The organism is Longirhabdus pacifica, from assembly GCF_004115085.1.
Lineage (GTDB): Bacteria > Bacillota > Bacilli > Paenibacillales > DSM-105158 > Longirhabdus > Longirhabdus pacifica.
The window spans coordinates 22382-41194 of sequence record NZ_QXJP01000030.1; the positions used below are offsets into that span (position 1 = coordinate 22382).

The 18813-nt window shown below is 36.8% G+C and carries 15 protein-coding genes and 1 pseudogene; all 16 read right to left on the reverse strand.

Annotated features, from left to right (window positions below; translation table 11 throughout):
* Positions 1-171 precede the first annotated feature (171 nt).
* Positions 172-2451 (reverse strand): DUF4129 domain-containing transglutaminase family protein, encoded by a 2280-nt coding sequence (locus D1Z92_RS15985; protein WP_128896688.1) that lies wholly within the window; start codon positions 2449-2451, stop codon positions 172-174.
* Positions 2435-3601 (reverse strand): DUF58 domain-containing protein, encoded by a 1167-nt coding sequence (locus tag D1Z92_RS15990; RefSeq protein ID WP_164931666.1) that lies wholly within the window; start codon positions 3599-3601, stop codon positions 2435-2437. The genes D1Z92_RS15985 and D1Z92_RS15990 overlap by 17 nt, the downstream gene beginning before the upstream one ends.
* 5 nt (positions 3602-3606) lie before the next feature.
* On the reverse strand, positions 3607-4587 hold the full coding sequence (locus tag D1Z92_RS15995; protein WP_240666782.1) for an AAA family ATPase: 981 nt from the start codon (positions 4585-4587) through the stop codon (positions 3607-3609).
* Positions 4588-5108: 521 nt separating this feature from the next.
* The gene (locus D1Z92_RS17390) at positions 5109-5282 is read right to left on the reverse strand and encodes a hypothetical protein (protein WP_164931664.1); all 174 of its coding nucleotides are present in this window, start codon (positions 5280-5282) and stop codon (positions 5109-5111) included.
* A gap of 347 nt (positions 5283-5629) precedes the next feature.
* Complete coding sequence (locus D1Z92_RS17395) at positions 5630-5806, reverse strand: hypothetical protein (RefSeq protein ID WP_164931667.1); 177 nt, start codon at positions 5804-5806, stop codon at positions 5630-5632.
* Positions 5807-6036: 230 nt separating this feature from the next.
* Complete coding sequence (locus D1Z92_RS16000) at positions 6037-7230, reverse strand: polysaccharide deacetylase family protein (protein ID WP_164931668.1); 1194 nt, start codon at positions 7228-7230, stop codon at positions 6037-6039.
* 272 nt (positions 7231-7502) lie between these two features.
* Positions 7503-9512 carry an ABC transporter permease gene (locus D1Z92_RS16005; protein ID WP_128896691.1) on the reverse strand — a complete coding sequence of 670 codons (2010 nt, stop codon included), beginning with the start codon at positions 9510-9512 and terminating at the stop codon, positions 7503-7505.
* The gene (locus tag D1Z92_RS16010; protein WP_128896692.1) at positions 9487-10260 is read right to left on the reverse strand and encodes an ABC transporter ATP-binding protein; all 774 of its coding nucleotides are present in this window, start codon (positions 10258-10260) and stop codon (positions 9487-9489) included. Before D1Z92_RS16010 ends, D1Z92_RS16005 begins: the two co-directional genes overlap by 26 nt.
* Before the next feature lie 327 nt (positions 10261-10587).
* A pseudogene (locus D1Z92_RS17895) lies at positions 10588-10755 on the reverse strand (histidine phosphatase family protein); the annotation flags it as partial.
* Positions 10756-10786: 31 nt separating this feature from the next.
* Entirely contained in the window at positions 10787-11800 is a 1014-nt protein-coding gene (locus D1Z92_RS16020) for a sensor histidine kinase (RefSeq protein ID WP_128896693.1), read from the reverse strand.
* The gene (locus tag D1Z92_RS16025; protein ID WP_128896694.1) at positions 11797-12495 is read right to left on the reverse strand and encodes a response regulator transcription factor; all 699 of its coding nucleotides are present in this window, start codon (positions 12493-12495) and stop codon (positions 11797-11799) included. The genes D1Z92_RS16020 and D1Z92_RS16025 overlap by 4 nt, the downstream gene beginning before the upstream one ends.
* A 154-nt stretch (positions 12496-12649) precedes the next feature.
* On the reverse strand, positions 12650-13117 hold the full coding sequence (bcp, locus tag D1Z92_RS16030) for a thioredoxin-dependent thiol peroxidase (RefSeq protein ID WP_128896695.1): 468 nt from the start codon (positions 13115-13117) through the stop codon (positions 12650-12652).
* Positions 13118-13180: 63 nt separating this feature from the next.
* On the reverse strand, positions 13181-14359 hold the full coding sequence (locus D1Z92_RS16035) for an MGDG synthase family glycosyltransferase (RefSeq protein WP_128896696.1): 1179 nt from the start codon (positions 14357-14359) through the stop codon (positions 13181-13183).
* A 457-nt stretch (positions 14360-14816) separates the two neighbouring features.
* Positions 14817-15596, reverse strand: a complete 780-nt coding sequence (locus D1Z92_RS16040) for a YheC/YheD family protein (RefSeq protein WP_164931669.1) — start codon at positions 15594-15596, stop codon at positions 14817-14819.
* Positions 15597-15899: 303 nt separating this feature from the next.
* The gene (locus D1Z92_RS16045) at positions 15900-17417 is read right to left on the reverse strand and encodes a fibronectin type III domain-containing protein (protein WP_128896698.1); all 1518 of its coding nucleotides are present in this window, start codon (positions 17415-17417) and stop codon (positions 15900-15902) included.
* 367 nt (positions 17418-17784) lie between these two features.
* Positions 17785-18813, reverse strand: a 1029-nt coding sequence (locus tag D1Z92_RS16050; protein WP_164931670.1) for an S-layer homology domain-containing protein, incomplete at its 5' end; no start/stop codon positions are given.

An 18813-nucleotide genomic window follows, 5' to 3' on the forward strand; every position in this document is an offset into this window, starting at 1 on the left:
CTATCCATCATCTTTCAAATTAGATTTATTATATGATTAACTTACGAAAAGGTAAATAGCTGATCATGGAACAAAGCTAAAAAATACTACATGTCTATCATAAGCATCCATAATATAGTACTAAATGGTCAAATTAGGAATGACATGACGTTTAAGATGCATGCCTTTCGTTCAGTTCATCAATGATTTTTTCCATGCTTTTGCATCCCGAAGGGATAGCGTTTTTTTCGTTTTGGCATAGCGCTGTTGTTCATATAAAAATAGCAGCTCCGCCAGCTCTCTTTCTTTATGCGGCAACTTCTCTTGTAATTGCTGCACATACACTCTCAGTGGCTGATGACGAGAGAAAGCAATGCCTTGTTGCTTTAATAATTTCAACCAAATGAGCTCGATTTCATACATAGAAAGCTGCTTGCGATATGGTTTATGTAGTCGTATGCCATGATACTTTTTCCCTTTCCCCTTCCGAACTATGATTGTCAAGAGAACAGCGATTGAAATGAGGATGACAAAGGCTACACTATACGTCCAACTATGCTTTTTTATGTGTGGAAAAATATGGTTTGACGCAGCAACGATACGTTTCCACACTGGTGTGATGTATGCCATAATGTTATTGTCATTTTTCGAAGTTACCTCTTCACGATTGTCCATATCCGCACTTGCTAGAACAGCTTGCTCTGTCCGATCATAAAACCCAGGAGTAGGATCGACAGCAACCCATCCGATTTGATCCATATACACTTCCACCCAAGCATGAGCGTCTAAGTATCGAACAACGACCTCCAACATTCCGTCTTCCCCTCGTTCACCTACTTCACCTGGAGCGAATCCTTTGACCCATCTAGCTGGAATGTCCAGAGAACGAAGCATAACGGCCATTGCTGTAGAAAAATGGTTGCAGTAACCGCTATTTTGCTCAAACAAAAATTGATACACGAAGTCCCCTTCCTTACGAGGTTCTACTTCAAGCGAGTAACGGTATTCGTTTTGCAAATATTGTTGTAATGTGATCACTTTGTCCGCTATATCCTGATCATTTGCTGTGATGGTTTCCGCTAATTGTTGCACTTGTGAAGGTAATGTACTTGGCAGCTGCGTGTAATGCAGACGCTCTGTATCACTTAATGGTTCTGATGAATCTAACACATAAATCGCTTCTTCACGAAGCGGATGATCCCATCCTCCAGCGAGGTTCCAATCGACAAGCGGATCGGTAACTGTAAGTTGGTAAAATGCTGCTTTTTTGCTTGATGTCACTTTTTTTGTTTCTTCATTTACGTTGATTTGAGACAAAGGAATATGCTCCAGTTGATTGCTTTTCACATCAGCGATATCCATTACATTTCCACCTGCAAACAACGTATTGCCTATAGCATAACTAACATCTTTTATTTCTTGTACGTAAGATGACGGAGTAGTCATCTGTTCTGTTTGCTTATCTTCCCATGCTGTCACCTGCTCTGTAAAAAAAGGATTGGCTTCCCATCCTGAACCGGTATATACACTTTTCGCATCTCCACGCCAGTATGTATGTTTTTCTGTTCTCGCTTCAAAGGCAATTCTCTGACTTTGTATTAAGGAACCTCCAAGAAACTCATCGTTATCATCATACCCCGTTAATGTATACCTTTCACTTGCAGCTGTTTCACTAGTGTCATCGTTCATCCATGAAGATGGTTGCAGCTTCACCAACTGTTGTATATTGACTGGCGGAACTTCCCGCTCTAATGAACGTGTCATCAAATAGGGCAAGGCCAGCAGGAGCAAAATAATGACGCTCCCAATCATTAATATTTTCCACGGAAATTTCTTCCCTAACATGTTTTGTAATTTCATCATCTGCACAAGCAATAACAGAAAAAAGCCCCACCCACTCACTCGAATAAGGGATGAAAAACTATCCCAACCTGTAAAAAGCTGTACACTAAACAAATATAATAACGTAAAGCCTACTCCCCATAAAATGTAACGTGTGTGAAGCAAATATGTCAGGATAAAATGAAAAAAATATGCGACGCAAAGTAACAGTAACAACGATTTGTTTGCCGCGCTAAACCGGTGCCAGTTGCCTTCACTGATATGGATTAGATCTGTTTTCCACCATTGCATGTAACTTTGCCAACTACGAAGGTCAAAGAAATCCCCTATGGAAAATTGATAAAAAATAAACTGTACAATAGCTAACAACATGATGAGCACGGATGTCCATGGTGGGATCGAAACCAATGGCAACAGAAGAAAACAAGCAAGTAACACCACTACTGGAAGAGCAGGCAGGGATACGGAAGACAATGAAGATGCCCATGGCGGCCACTGTTGTCGTGTCATACCTTCGAATACAGGATAAAATGGGGAAAACCACTCCATTACGAGTACCATCAGTAATAAAGCACAGCCCATACGCAATAACCTTTGTTTTGGTTTTCTCCTTCTAAGCGCCCACATCATAAAACTCCTCTCTGAGCGGTTTCATTTGTTTATGTGTTACCATTTCTACTTTTGCATGAAGCTGTTCTAATTGCCTCTTTACTTCTTTCTCTTGTGACGTTAGTTCTCGACGGTTCGTGACCACGACAAAACGAATGGTGATCCCCGCATATTGTGCTGCCATGACCACCCACTTATGCTGTATGCTTGTCCCTATGACAATGACGGAGCTTCTACCTATTTGAAGTGAAGGCCATTCACTGTCGTTAGCATCCCGTTCTGGAATCGCGAGTGCAAGCATATGAAGTGCTGGTTCGATATCATGTGACGGTTTTACTTCACATTGTTGCGTGTTATGGTTTTGCCAATATTTCAAGTAAACATGACGATGAAGTGCATGATGTTTTGTAAGAAAAGAGGTCGCTATCTGAATACTATGTTCAAAGGCTTCCCTGTCTTGTGGCTGTTGCAACTCCGTATCCAACAGTATGACGGTCTTGCCTTGTTCTTGTGCATGAAATGCATTTACTTTCAAATCCCCCGTCTTGGCTGTTTGTTTCCAATTCATAAATTTCAGCGGCATGCCCTGTTCATAATTGCGTAACGAGCGATCTGCATAGTAATCCCGCGTAGCTTGGTACCCTTGGCTGATGACCTTCGATTCACTCCAACTACTCATCGTCGGTTTTGGATATACGACAAACGCTACTTCGCGCTGAATACTATATCGTTTCTTCCATACCCCGAAAAGATCACCTGTAATAAAGCAAACCGAACTGGAACGGTATACACCACGAGGTAAATCATGAAGATCATATCGATACGTTCCTTTTCTATTCCAAAATGGCGTTACTAACGTATGCTTTGTTTTCGTTTCTTGCTGTTGTTGACAATACCATTTTTCTTCGATAAGCAACCAGAGCAGAGGGAACACCGATCGATATGCTACTTCATTTACAACTTCTATTTTTTCCCCTTGTGTAATATGCTCTGCCCCCACGTATCGCTTTACATGCAATCCTTTTAGCACCGTATGCTGATAAAGGAATACCGTAGTGATCCAAAGCAAGAGCACTACCGCAATAAAGGACGCTGCTGCACTGGATGTGATTACTGCATAACTACTAATAGAAAGCAAAAGACCGATCATCACCACACGTTGTACCCACATGCTCATCACCTCACATACTTCAACGCAGGGATATGGACGCTTTTTAAAATATGATCCATCACCTGTTTAGTAGCGTTGTTTACGTGATCTGCTGTACCACCAAAGCAAAGTAGTCGATGAGGGAACACAAAGGAACACATGTGCTGCACATCTTCTGGCAAACAGTAACTTCTCCCTTTTACTAAAGCTCTAGCTTGCGAGGCCCGCATTAAAGCAAACGATCCTCTTGGGCTAATACCTAACTTTACCTCTGGATGATTTCTTGTTGCATGCGCTAAATCAACAATATATTTATAGATGGTTTCATCCACATGAACTTGAAACGCTTCTTTTTTCAATTTCAACACTTCTTCTTTAAATAGAGCAGGCTTAATTTTTCTGGCACTGTATTTTTCGGCTCTATGTTGCAGCATCGTCATTTCATCTGCATGCTTCGGATAACCTAATTCAATTTTCAGCATAAATCGGTCTAATTGTGCTTCTGGCAGTGGATATGTCCCTTCGTAATCCGCTGGATTTTGCGTAGCGACAACCATAAAAGGTCTGGGCAGTGCATGCGAAACACCATCCACTGTTACCGCACGCTCCTCCATCGCTTCTAGTAAGGCGGACTGCGTACGTGGCGACGTTCGGTTTAACTCATCTACTAAAACTAGATTGCTTTGCAAAGGACCGTGACGAAACTCAAACTCTCCGCTTTTCTGATTGTAAATGGTAATACCCGTCAAATCGGACGGCATAAGATCTGGATTGCACTGTATTCTTGTAAAATCACAATCAATAGATTGAGATAACGTTTTCGCAAGTAATGTTTTTCCTACCCCAGGTACATCTTCAATCATCACATGACCTCCACTAAGCATCGCGATGATCAAATGTTCAATGGCCTCTCTTCTACCAATAACGACTTTCTCTATTCGATCCATCCATTGCTGTATTAAAACGCTAGACTGCTGTATATTAGATAATCTAAAATGATTCATCATCGTAACAACCTCCTTTGCTAGTAGTGTTACCACGATAGAGAAGTTTTAGACGTATCATTCCCTATCATTTGTATGGAGAAGAGTAACGTATGGGCATGCAAAAAAAATTCAAACAATTTGAGAAATACCCTAGTTGAATGTTGGCTTTTTGCTAGATACGATGTATCTTTTTAACGTTTTTTGGCATAAAAAAAGCACCACCTAGGTGCTAGTTAAAGAGATCTGTATGTAGTAATTTCTTCATCTTATGTATAGTGGTAATAAGTTGATTGAACAAATTCATTCAACTTATTTATCATTCATTTTACGCAGCTCACTCCTTATTTGTAATAGAACAATAAAAATGGCGAACATCAAAATAAAATACACTTTAACCACCTTCTCAACATCCATTTTATTGAATATTATACCATTGTTACAATCTAGTCTGTCACACAAAAAAAGACTAATCGTAATCCATGAGTAGATTTCGGTTAGTCTTCCGTGCTATGAACATATAAGTCTCAGCATAAGCAAATTACTTAGTCAGAATTTCTAACAATGAGATAAGCAATCAATCCAATAGGACCTAGTGCAAAAACTACTAAAGTCCATAAACAACCAATATTCGTACCCTTTTTTCCAGAAGCATCGCTATAAACCCATATCAATGCAACAATACTGATGATGAACCATAAAAAAATAAAAATTTCCAAGTTTTCTTCCCCCTTATGCTACTTAATACTCACAAACCACCGATATATTATACACTTCAATGCAATACAATGGACTTACATCACAATAAGATAATAGTGGTAAATTATTCAATCCTTGTTTTCCTATATGTAGTTAGTCTTTTTCATTCCTATATAAGCCGTTTACAACAAGCTGTGATGAACCTTTTATTAATATCAATATTTTAACATATATTTGTATAATAAGATTAGTTGAATGGAGAGATCATTAACGTATGGACATACAAAAAAACTAATCGTAACCCATGAGTAGATTTCGGTTAGTCTTTCGTGCTATGAACATATAAATCTCAGCATAAACAAATTACTTAGTCAGAATTTCTAACCATGAGATAAGCAATCAATCCGATAGGACCTGTTGCAAAAACTACCAAAGTCCATAAACAACCAATATTATCACCTTTTTTTTGAGAAGCATCGGTATATACACATAATAGAACAACACTACCGATGATGAACCATAAAAAAATAAAAAGTATTTCCAAGTTTCCTTTCCCCCTTATTGTTACTTCATTTTACAAATATCTACTGTTCCTATATGTAGTTAGTCTTATGCATTCCTATATATGCTTCACCTTTTTATCACAAACTGTGATTTTGGCACTATCAATATATTAACATATATTTGTATAATATTGTATGTTAATTACACACCACCTTACCACCCTTATAGGTCGTTTGAAGTGGCGTTTAGTTCACTCTGAGTAACGGAGCATCAAATGCGTTTTAATTGCTGCCAGACTAACTGTATCTGCTGTGAAGGAAGTTTCATTCTACCATTTTCAATGGTTAAATCAGGCATGACTTCACGAAACAACGTACCTTGCTCCGTCTCTATTTGCACCAGCTTAGTCTCTATATTCCATTCAATTTTAGCCTGATCGATATAGGTCGTAGCCGTACCTGTGCTAGCGTCCCACGTCACATATCCGCCTCTCTCTTCCGAAACCAATCGTATAGGTTGAAATGTATCCATAGTACGGGATACAGCTTCTATACTATGATCTATCGTTGACTCCTTGTCCTTTATTCTGTCTTGTTCTATCTTCTCTGAGATCGTTGCAAATTGTTCTTTCGTCATCGTTCTATGCCACTTTTGCTTTCCAATGGAAAATTGAATAGGTTTTACGCTAGGTGTTAGGGGCTGAAAATCATAACCTAATGCACGAAAATATGCAATAATATCAGGCAATGCTTTCACCGTCTCCTCGTGACCACCACTGTCATGAAAGAGTACGTTCATCTCATGTTTTAGCGGACTATTTTTTACATTAGCAATGATTTCTGATGATGGTACGCCAATTCTTTTGGAATCTCCACTATCTACATTCCAATCAAATAATTGGTAGCCTGCTTTCTGTATGAAATAAAAGTAAAAAGCATCGAAGTTAGTATGTGTGCCTCCTGGGGATCTTACTAGTGTCGTAGACTCTCCTGTTAAGGATAGAATAACCGATTCTGTTTGCTTTATTTGGTCATAGTATAAAGTAAAATTGCTGTATAATGCTTCATATTGATGGTCATATGTATGATTTCCAATTTGGTGTCCTTCTTCGTGTATTCTCTTCATTGTTTCTGGATATTTTTCTGCTTGCTGTCCTAATACAAAAAAGGTAGCTAGTATTTCTTCTTGTTGAAGCAGATCTAATATTTTTTCCGTCCAAGGACTCGGTCCATCATCAAACGTTAAATACACCGTAGGTTGTTCAGGGATAATACCTGCCCATTGCTCTAAATCTACTCTTTCCCCATTCGATAGTCTATCAAAAATAGTCTCGTCGTTGATTTCGCATGCGCAATGCAAATCTAATGACGAATCCCCTTCTGTAAAAATATCTGCACTTGCGCTAACGCTAAACATAAATAAACAACACATCACGATAAATATAAGGATACTTTTTCTTCTCATTCCCATAACCTCCATCACTAGATAAGTTGAAGAAACAAGTTCAATCAACTTATTACCACTATGGTTAAGATGGAGAAATGACAATATCACAACCTTTTCGCCTGGCTACTGAGGCGTAAAACTTGGTTCCCATCTTCATCTTATAGATAAGTGGATTGAACTTACATAAAATGAACAATCTGTTTTACATACACGTAGTAGATTGTATGGGACAAGTTGAGAAAATATGAATATAAAAAAAAGCATTTCTGATCAAATCAAAAATGCTATGGTCATATTACACGCCGTAATACAGTGAAACACTTGTAGCGTAAGATGAAGTACAATACGACATGAAGCAAGAAAAACACTCCCAAGACACTAACACTAGAAACACACAGCAAATCGTAGTACACAGTTTGATACAAATTCAAAGCAAAAAACGTCAGTATGGTCGCCATTAGAAACGGAATAAAGCATAAGATAAACATTTGAATGCTGAATACGTTCTTCATTTCTTGCAACGTTACACCAATGCGAAACAACTTCCTATAATGAGTAGTGTCTCTCTCTAGCTCATTGTATATTTTAAAATACAAAATACTTCCACAAGCAATAAAAAATAGTAAACTAATAAACAAAGTAATGAAGGTACCCGTACCATTTAATTGCTTATTAACATAGTATTCTTCTGCTGTCGTTGTCACTTCAATTTCTTCTACTGCTTTGAATTGCTCCTGTATATACAATATGGTATTCAAATGACCAATCCAATTGTCTATATGAAAAATACTAACCCATTGTGTGCTTGCACCAGCTTGCTGTAACTGATCATATGTGTCATCATGAACAATAATTGTTTCAAATACATCGATCTCCAGTTTTATTACTTCCAATACATTTGCAATTGGAAACTCATTTAATACGATATCCTCTGTTACTCCTTTTCTCGTTAACGAAAAAGTTTGTTGACCTACCAACATATTGGCATGTTCAAAATAAACCCCTTCCATTAGCTTAGAAGAAACCACATCCTCTGTATAAGGGGGTGGCAAGAATTGAACATACTCTCCCTCTGACATGGTTATCTCATCTTTATCCAAAATTTCCGCTAATGTATTAAAATCGCTATGACTCATAACGCGAATCGTTTGAAAGTTATCTGGAAGAACGATTTTGTTATAATTGGCATCATATCCTTCGTAAATAACATGTAACAGATTCACGTGCTCTTTTATAAATTCCACTTGCTCATCTTTTAGCGTCTCTCCCACTATGTTGATGACTTTTGTCCATGATGCTTGATCTAAGTCATCAGCATGATTTAGCACTTCATTCGAAATTTGAATGGCTACGGGTGTCAATAATTTGACGTAGTTTTCTGTTGTCCATAAGTGTCCAAAGTTAACACACAGCATAATAAGAGAAAACAAATTAACCATCGTCAACATCAAGAGAACACGAGCGTTATCTTTTAGTTTATAGGCTAAATCAGAAATAGTCAGTAAGCTTATTTTACGATACATGAAAGACTTTCTTCTTTTCAACAAATAAATAGTCAACATGCAGAATTGTGTATACAAAAAATACGTCCCTATCATGGGCAAAATTAAAATCGGTATGCTATATAAAACAATCTCCACAAAATTAGATGTAAAGGCGAGTTTATAGACCCCAATAAAACAAGCTGCACTTAATAACATCAACCAAATCGAAAAGGTAGGAAACCTTCTCGGTTTTTTGTGTGCTTGTAGTAAATCAATGATTTGTTTATTTCGATTAGTAAAAGAGGTAATCAAGGAAATGAAAACAAACAACACAATAAAGACGACACACGTGATGACTATGCTTGTATAAGGCATGTAAAAAGAAAAAGACTGGTCACCATTTAAAATTTGGGACATGATCATAAGAAAAAGTTTAGAAAAGATAGTGCCACTGACGATCCCCGTAACGATAGACAAACATCCAATCATCATCGTTTCAATAAATATGAAACGATTTAATTGCATTTTTGTCATTCCCAGCATCATAAACATTCCAAATTCAACACTACGAGATTTAATAAACGTATTCATGGTATACCAGATAAACATAAAAGCAAACATAAAAATAAGAAATTCTGCTGCAATCATCAACACTTGAATGATTTTAACAACATTATTTATCACATCAGAGGGGTGAAGCATAAACAACAAATACACATAAAAGACTGCAATGACAAAAGTGCTACTGAGAAAAAAAGCCAAGTAACGTTTTTTACTTCGCCTAACATTGTTAAGTGTGAATCGTAGCAATGTCATTCATATGTCCTCCTAATAAAGACATCGTATCTAATACTTTCTGGAAGAAGGCTTGTTGATTATTGCCTTTATGGAGCTCTGTGTATGGCTTGCCATCTTTTATAATAATAATACACTGACAATAACTGGCGCAAAAAGGATCATGTGTCACCATAAGCATGGTTGTTTTTTTATGCTCATGCATTTGAGAAAACGAATGCATGACAGAAGTAGATGATTTCGAGTCCAAGTTGCCCGTTGGTTCGTCTGCCAAAATAAGTGATGGTTCATGAATCATCGCCCTTGCTATGGATACTCTCTGTTGCTGTCCACCAGATATTTCATACGTGCGCTTTTTCAAAATGGATTGTATCCCTAATTCTACTGCCACCTCTTGTACTCTGTCCTCTATATCTTTCACCGCAATTCCATCTAATACAAGTGGAAGAGCGATATTTTCTTCTATCGTTAACGTTTCTATTAAGTTGAAATCTTGAAATACAAATCCCAGCTGCCTGCGTCGAAATAAAGATAGTTTACGTTTAGATAAGGTGGTTAGCTCTTGTCCATGTAATGCGATAGAACCACTAGTAGGGATATCAATAGTTGCCAATATATTGAGCAGTGTTGTTTTGCCACTACCTGAAGGACCCATAATGCCAACAAATTCGCCTTCTTCTATCGCTATACTAAATTCATCTAATGCTTTATATACCGCCCCTTTATCGGATTGATATATTTTCGTTAGTTGTTCTGCTTGAAGTAGCATAAAAGGCCTCCTGTACGATATGTTAGTTGCTATAAAAAAAGTGATGAATACAGGTTAAGTTGCTCACTGAGTATTAGCACACCATAGTGAAGTGAAGAAAAAACTACGAATACTTTTGATTATAAACGTATTATTTTTTTAATACATCGATTTACCTTACAACGATGCAGCAAAACCTTACAATGTTGTAACACATTGCGTTTTACATTTTAGATGATTCATCCAAATGTGAAATATCTCCTTCCAATTTAATGTGAACCTGATCCCCATCGACTTCAATCATCGTTAAGCTCGTATCCGCGATGTAAGCATCCAGCCATAAATCATCTAGTGTATTTCTTTTAAATTGTTGTGGGTTATGAGTTCCATTTCTCTATCTCTTTTGATCAGATGTGCTGTATCGACTGCCCTTTGACTTGGACTACTGTAGATCGCATCAAAATGTGTCGTTTCTAACTTATCGCCTAATCTAGCGGCCCTTTCTTGTCCTCTCTCCGTTAATTTAGAGGCATATTTATTTGTTTATTTAATGGTTAAAATAAATAGATAGCGTAGTGCCCTTTCCTTCTATAGAAGTCAAATCAATGTGATGTCCAAGTTGTGTGCATATTTTTTTTGCTAAATATAACCCCATTCCCGTTGATTCTTGAACATGTCTTCCGTTCTCTCCTGTGAAAAAAGCATCAAATACACGCTTTTGATCTTGTATTGGAATACCCATGCCTTGATCGTGGATAGACCATACTATCGTTTTGTCTGGCAGTTTTTTGATTTCAAATCGGAGTTCACTTTCTCTCTTGTTACTATATTTAATCGCATTGGTAATAAGCTGATACATTATGAAAGCAAGCCATTTTGCATCGGATTCCGTTTGTATCGGTTGCTCTATTTCTATTTTAGGATAGATTGCTTTACGGATAAATGCCCTTTTGTGCTGATGGATGACTTTACGTGTTAGTTGCTGTAGATCTACTTGTTGTACTGTGAAATCAAGTTCGATTTGCGATATACGAGCATTGTACAGCACAAGCTCCAATCCGTTAGATAAACGCTCACATTCTTCGTAGATGGAATCTACCAACTGTTTATCTACTTGTTGTTTTACTTTATCGTCTTGCATCATCATGATAATGACAGATACAGGGGTTTTCATTTGATGTACCCACTGCACCATGAAAATGCGGTGTTCTTCTTGCTGTTTTTTGTACTGCATAATTTGTGTTGCATACAGCTGATATTGTATTTGAAATTGTTTCTGTATTTTTGAGAATAAAGGTGAGCTGTCCCATTTGGGAAGTATATCTTCTAATGTTTCTATTTTTTTGTTAACAAAAGCGAATACGGATTGATGAGTGTAAAATTCCCAGATGAAGAAGACGAACAGTAAAAAAAGAGATAAGATAACAATGTATATCATATTACTCCACTGCAACGATTGGTTTTGTGCGTTTAAATCTAGCTGAACTACCGAAAGTAATAAGACGTTATTGATAATAAGAAGTAGGATCACTCTACTATGTTGCTGAAGAAGTAATTTCATGAACCATCCTCCCAGTTTACAAGACGATAGCCGTGACCTCTAACCGTTTCTATTGCATGTTCAATACCTAGATCTTGAAGTTTTTTACGAACCCTTGTTACATTTACAGTCAACGTATTGTCATCCACAAAATCAATTTCATCCCACAACACTTCTAGCAACGCTTCTCTACTAATAACGTCTCCTTGATGCTGAATGAATGCTTTTAATAACCGTTTTTCATTTTGCGTTAAAGATACTTTTCGCTCGTTCCATTGGCATTCATTTCGGCCGTCTGATAATATTAAACCTCGATAAGATAACGTATCGGACGTAGTGGAAGTCGCGTATTGACCGAAAGAACGGCGCAATAAGCTTTTTATTTTTGCCATGACAACTTCAAAATGGAAAGGCTTCGTAATATAGTCATCTCCGCCGTATTCTACTGCCATCACTTGATCCATTTCACTACTTCTCGCAGAAATATACATAATCGGATTGTTGGTTATACTGCGTAATTGTCTACACCAATAAAATCCATCGTAATGCGGCAGATGAATATCTAGTAGAATCAGGTGTGGTGCTACACGTTCTACTTCTTCTTTAATATGTTTGAAGTCTTGCACGACATGAACCTCATAATCGTATTTTTCGATATGTGCTTTTAACATGCTTGCAATTTTGACATCATCTTCAATAATACAGATTTTATGCATGTCTTTTTCCCCTTTGATGTAACCATGCTCTGGACTACATTACATTTTAGTTGTTTCTCAGTTTCATGTGTTAAGAAAAACGCAGATGAAATAAAGCTTCATCTGCGTTTTTTTGTAACAATACGTTGATGTATACGTATCTACTCCCTTTAATCTAGCTTTCTTTTACAGCATCTAGTACTTCCTGTACGTGTCCTTTTACTTTCACTTTGCGCCATGCTTTAATAAGTATGCCTTGCTCGTCCAAAAGAAAAGTGGATCGCTCAATTCCCATGTATTCGCGGCCGTACATTTTTTTTAATTTCCACACGCCGAAGGCTTCACTCACTTGGTGATCTTCATCGGAAAGTAAAATAAATGGCAGTGTGTGCTTCTCGATAAATTTATGGTGTGATTTTATCGGATCTGGACTAATTCCGATAATTGCTGTATTATGCTTTTCAAAATCAGGATGAAAATCACGGAAATCACATGATTCTGTTGTGCATCCTGGTGTCATATCTTTCGGATAAAAGTAAATGACAACTTTTTTCCCTCGATAATCTGATAGTGAAACGGTTTCTTCATTGGAACTATGTAAAGTAAAATCAGTTACAACTTGTCCTTCTTGTATGTTCTCCATTGTTTACACCCCTCTATATGGTATGACCTTCTTTATTTTATCGATTTCTTATCTAAGTATATTTTACCATACGCTCTTCGATTCTTGAATATATGTGTTCTGCAAGATGGAACGGCGTTGCATAGGCTGTCGATACAGTTCCTCTACAATCACTTCTCCACATTGTATGGAAGGATGATGGTGTAATCTAAGTTCACTTCTTTTTTTAACGACTTCATCATATTCGTTCGCTAACTTATGAAACCAATTATGTATGACTTTTTCGGAATCGATTTTCATTGCTAAACCTAAATCAATAAAATGACGACTGTTGCTCTCCTCATGTCCTGGTATCACATCATAAAACAGCATCGGTAGTTGTTTTGCCATTGCTTCCGTACACGTCATACCACCTGGCTTGGTGACTAATAAGTCTGCTATGTCCATCAACACATCCACTTCAGATGTAAATCCTAAAATTTGAATATGAGGATGTTGAAAGGCGGGATTGGATTGTAACTTTTTTTTCATTGTCACATTGTTACCTGTACATATAATAAATTGCAACTTATCTTTCCAACAAAGTAGTTCCTTCAATTTATCACTTTTATCCAACATGCCCCATCCTCCACCCATGATTAAGACGGTTGGTATAGGTTTTAAATGATAATAATTTTTACATTCTTTTTTTAGATTTAAATTCCAAAATTTAGGGTGTATAGGAACTCCTGTCATTTTGATTTTTGCTTTCGGAACTCCTTTCATCATCAGTTGTTGCTTCACCTTTATAGATGGGGCAAAGTAAAGATCGGTTTCTTCACTAATCCACGTCTGATGGGCGGCATAGTCCGTAATGACAGTATGTAATGGCAAGTCTAAAGCACCACTTTTTTTTAATTTAGAAACGACGATATTAGGAAAAGGATGAGTACAGATTATCATGTCTGGATTGTATTCCTTCATGATGGAAAGCGTGTCGGCATATAGCACTTTATGTATAATGAAACTCCAATACCAGCGTAATGGGGAGTCGGAAGCATTGCTGTACATCCTACTATACCAATTTGGTTTCCATTTGATCATTTGCACATATATGCGAAGTAAAATGGAAGAGATCAAAGGATGTAGGTGGTTCGCAAGTTCTACTACGTATACTGTTATGCTTGGGTCTGTGGCTTTTAATTGTGCTTGTATCGATTCAGCTGCTTTGGTGTGGCCAGATCCAAATCCTTCAGACAATATGAGCACTTTTTTACTATTCATGTTACTCACCTCACTTTCTAAAATAAAATTTATATTAAACTGTTTTCATTTTCACATGATTGCTTTCATTGTAAAATAGACTTTGGTCTATTTCAGTACCTAGACTATAGTCGTGTAGTTTGTGTTTAAAATGACATATATTATTGTTAGCAAGAGTCTTTGAATTTTTTTAAAAATGATGTACACACTTGTACACCCTTTAGATCCCGTCTATGTAGTATTCCTTATAATGAAACATATATGCTATCGTTTAGATGATTCAAACATCATGATGTGATGAAAGAATTTAAATAATTGTAAGAGATGGAAAGACAGATATGGCAGAAGTGTGCATGTGGATACCGTGCAAACCATTCAAATACGTTATTTAAATAGTTCCCACGGTAAAAGTTTGAAATGAATCGAATAACGATGGAATGGGTGGACATTCGTTAATTTCATCAACATACTGATGCGGTTATCTTCTTCTATTTTTGTACCGCATAATTTTCCGATACATGTTCTTTCTCTTTAGCATGCGAAAAGGGTAAACACCTGGAGTAAAGTTTGGCTCAATAATCCACACTTTCCCTTGTTCATTCAGACCTATATCAAATCCTATGATCTTACAGTTTTTATGATGTTTTGCAATTTGTTTAGCACCAACAATGCAGGTCTTTTTAATTTGATTCATTTTCTTTTTACTCGCATTTAATCTTGAACGGCGAAGTGTAGATTTTAATGAACTTACTTTCCAAGCTAAATTTGTAATCACTTCATTTTTATAACCAATTCTAGTGAACATTCCTGTCACGACCCAAGGCGATCTCCTGTTATATCTCTGCACCATGACACGAATATCAAATTTTCTTCCGTTCACTTTAGCCAATCTAATATCTTTTTGTAAAATATATTTTTTACCTTTCATCCTTCTTTTTACGAAACGATGTGCGTTTTTTATTTTCCTAAATCTTTTGTAAACATGTTCAGATTTAACAACATACCTTCCATTCGTTTTAGAGACACGTAGTATGCCTCTTCCTAATCTACCGTAATACGGCTTTAACATGAGGGAACGATGTTTTTTTATACCTTTAGATAATCTTCTTTTATTGTATTTTCTTGTGTATGGCATTGCTGATTTTAACTTACCATTCTTTCTTAATATACGATATTGCACTAATTTATTACGGTATTTAGCGTGAACGTCTCTTTTCCTTCTGTTTTTTCTTTTTGTAGCATAACGTCGTTTTTTCATTTTTTTACCACCTTTCATCCCATGAAAGCTTACTCACTCCTTCTCAGTATATGTGTTGTACAAAATAAAGCTTGTGCTACTGTCCGAGCTAGAAGAACAATACAATAAAATGGTCGGGTATGCATAGTAACATGTATGACACTTCGTTTGCGTAAAAATCGTTGCATGATAAAAAAGCTGTCTCCAGTTCATGTAGAACGGAGACAGCCTATAGTGGATGTGGTATTTCATTTCATGTTGAAACAAGTTATACATGAAATACACATCTTCACCACATATCTTATTCGCTTTTTGTAATTACGATTAATATGAGTTCGGTGTTGCAGATACTACTTCAGATGCTTTGCTATCTGTTCCATTGAATACTACCATTTTGTAATAGTACGTCTTGCCGTTTTCTGCGTAATTATCGGAATAATATGTTGGTTGTCCTCCATAAACTTCATTTGTTGTAACGATTTCATATGTTCCATTTACTTCTTCCGCACGATAAATTTCATATACTGCTGCTCCTTCTAAATCTTTCCACGTCAAAGCTACTTTACTGTCTCCTGGATCTGCGTAAAGTACTGGAGTACCAAGCTCAACTTCATGTGATTCCAATGTTGCAGACACTACTGCAGATGCTTTGCTATCTGTTCCATTAAATACAACCATTTTGTAATAGTACGTCTTGCCGTTTTCTACGTAATTATCGGAATAATATGTTGGGTAGCCTCCATAAACTTCATTTGTTGTAACGATTTCATATGTGCCATTTACTTCTTCCGCACGATAAATTTCATATACTGCTGCTCCTTCTAAATCTTTCCACGTCAAAGCTACTTTACCGTCGCCTGGATCTGCGTAAAGTACTGGAGTACCAAGCTCAATTGGTGTTTTATCTTGAGACTCTAATGTTACTTCTATGACTTCGGATGCTTTTTTATCTGTTTCGTTTTTTGCAATCATTTTGTAGTAGTAGGTCTTGCCGTTTTCTACATTACTGTCGTGTAGCGTTGTCATGTAAGTACCAAATACTTCAATCATGTTATAAGTACCGTCTACTTCTTCCGCGCGATAGATTTCGTATGTTGTCGCTCCTTCAACATCTTCCCATGTTAAGATCACTTTGCCGTCTTGAGGATCTGCGTAAATCACTGGAGTACCAAGCTCAACTTCATGTGATTCCAATGTTGCAGACACTACTGCAGATTCTTTGCTATCTGTTCCATTATATACAACCATTTTGTAATAGTAAGTCTTGCCGTTTTCTACGTTATTATCGGAATAATATGTTGGGTAGCCTTCATAAACTTCATTTGTTGTAAGGAATTCATATGTGCCATTTACTTCTTCTGCACGATAAATTTCATATACTGCTGCTTCTTTTAAATCTTCCCACGCTAAGACTACTTTATCATTCCCTGGATCTGCGTAAATCACTGGAGTACCTAGTTCATATTCACCTGAATTCGGTGTTGCAGAAACTACTTCGGACGTACTACTTACGAATTTATATACGTTCAATTTGTAGTAATACGTCTTGCCATTCTCTACGTTAACATCTAATAAAGATGTAAACGTCGTATCGAGAATTTCGATCAATTGATATGTGCCGTCCACTGCATCGGAACGATAGATTAGGTATACATACGCTCCTTCTACATCTTCCCAAGTTAATTGTACTGCTCCGTCTTGTGGATCCGCATAAAGTACTGGTGTTTCTACCGCAGTACTATTCGCAGATGTAGCAGCAGGTAAAAAGCTCACTAAAAGTGCTAAAACAACAAAAATAGATGATAAATTCTTAAAATTCAGTATTTTTTTATTCAAATTCATTCACGCCTCTCATAATATGTTTAAAGTTATTAATTAAAAATTTGTTTACTACAAAATCAAAAATATCTACTATAACATTCCTCCTACCTCTATTAGATATAAGAAGTTATACTAATACTACTAGATAAAATAAAATTACCTGTGTACACTATGCACTCCTATCGAATCAAACCACCCCCTTTAAGTGTGTTGTCAATTAAACTATCAAAAATAATGTATGTTAATAACTAAAAAAGCAAAAATATTTCAACTGTTTGTTTTATACTTTATTTATCGGATTTCTGCTCCTTTTTTTTAAGCTTAAAAAAGTCACTCTACCTACTTATTTTAAATCGAAACAGGATAGAGTGACTTTTATGAACTAACGTTAATTTTTATTAATGTGTTTATTAAATGGCCATACAAGCAAGTTATAAATACCTTGAGCTGCTTCTTCCCGTGTCATGCTGTCTTTCGGTTTGAAGTTGTCATTCCCTTTTCCGCTAATTATTCCTAAGTCTTTTGCCTTGATGACATAATCTATTGCCCAGCTGCTTATTTCATCTTGATCTTCAAATGCATCGACTGCATCTGTGGATAGTTCGGCTTTCGTCATATACGTATATGCTTTCATCACCATCACTGCCATTTCTTCACGAGTGATGTCATCATTCGGAGCAAAAGTGTCTGCTGATTTTCCATTCACAATACCAGCTTGGAATGCTGCTGCTATTCCGTCCGCATACCATGCTTCATTATCTAGATCCGTAAAAGTAGATGCTTCGCCTACTTCTAGCTCTAATGCTCTTGCTACCATCACTGAAAATTCTGCACGTGTAACTTTATGTTGCGGCGCAAAGGTGTTTTCTGTTTTGCCGTTTAAGATGCCTACTGAGTATAATTCCATGATTGCATAGTACGACCAATCTGATTCATCGATATCTACATATGGATTAGTGTACGTTAGGACCGCATATGTTCCTGCTTTCGTTACTTGCGCCATGATTGTATCTTCTGTACGTGTTACTACTCCGGTAAAGGTATCTTCATCTAGATAATAAATCCATGTTCCTGGTTTACCTTCTGAAGTAAGTTCGATCGTTACAGGTGTAGCAAAAGTATTTAGTGCAATTCGTTCTCCATCTTTCGTTTCAATGTATACTTGGACATCCACTACGGTGCCGCCCAATTCTACATTATCATATTCCGCTACTACGTTTTGCTTGTCCTGCTTGTCCAAAGAAACGATGATTTTAGCATCACCTAACTCTTTTTGATCTACTAATGCCTGTACATCTTCTAGTACTTTCTTTGGAATATCGACCACTACATCTTCGTTATCGATGGTTAGCGTATCGATGTCTTCTAATGCTTTATCTGTTGCTGGTAAGGTAATCGTATCGACTTCTTTCTCTGC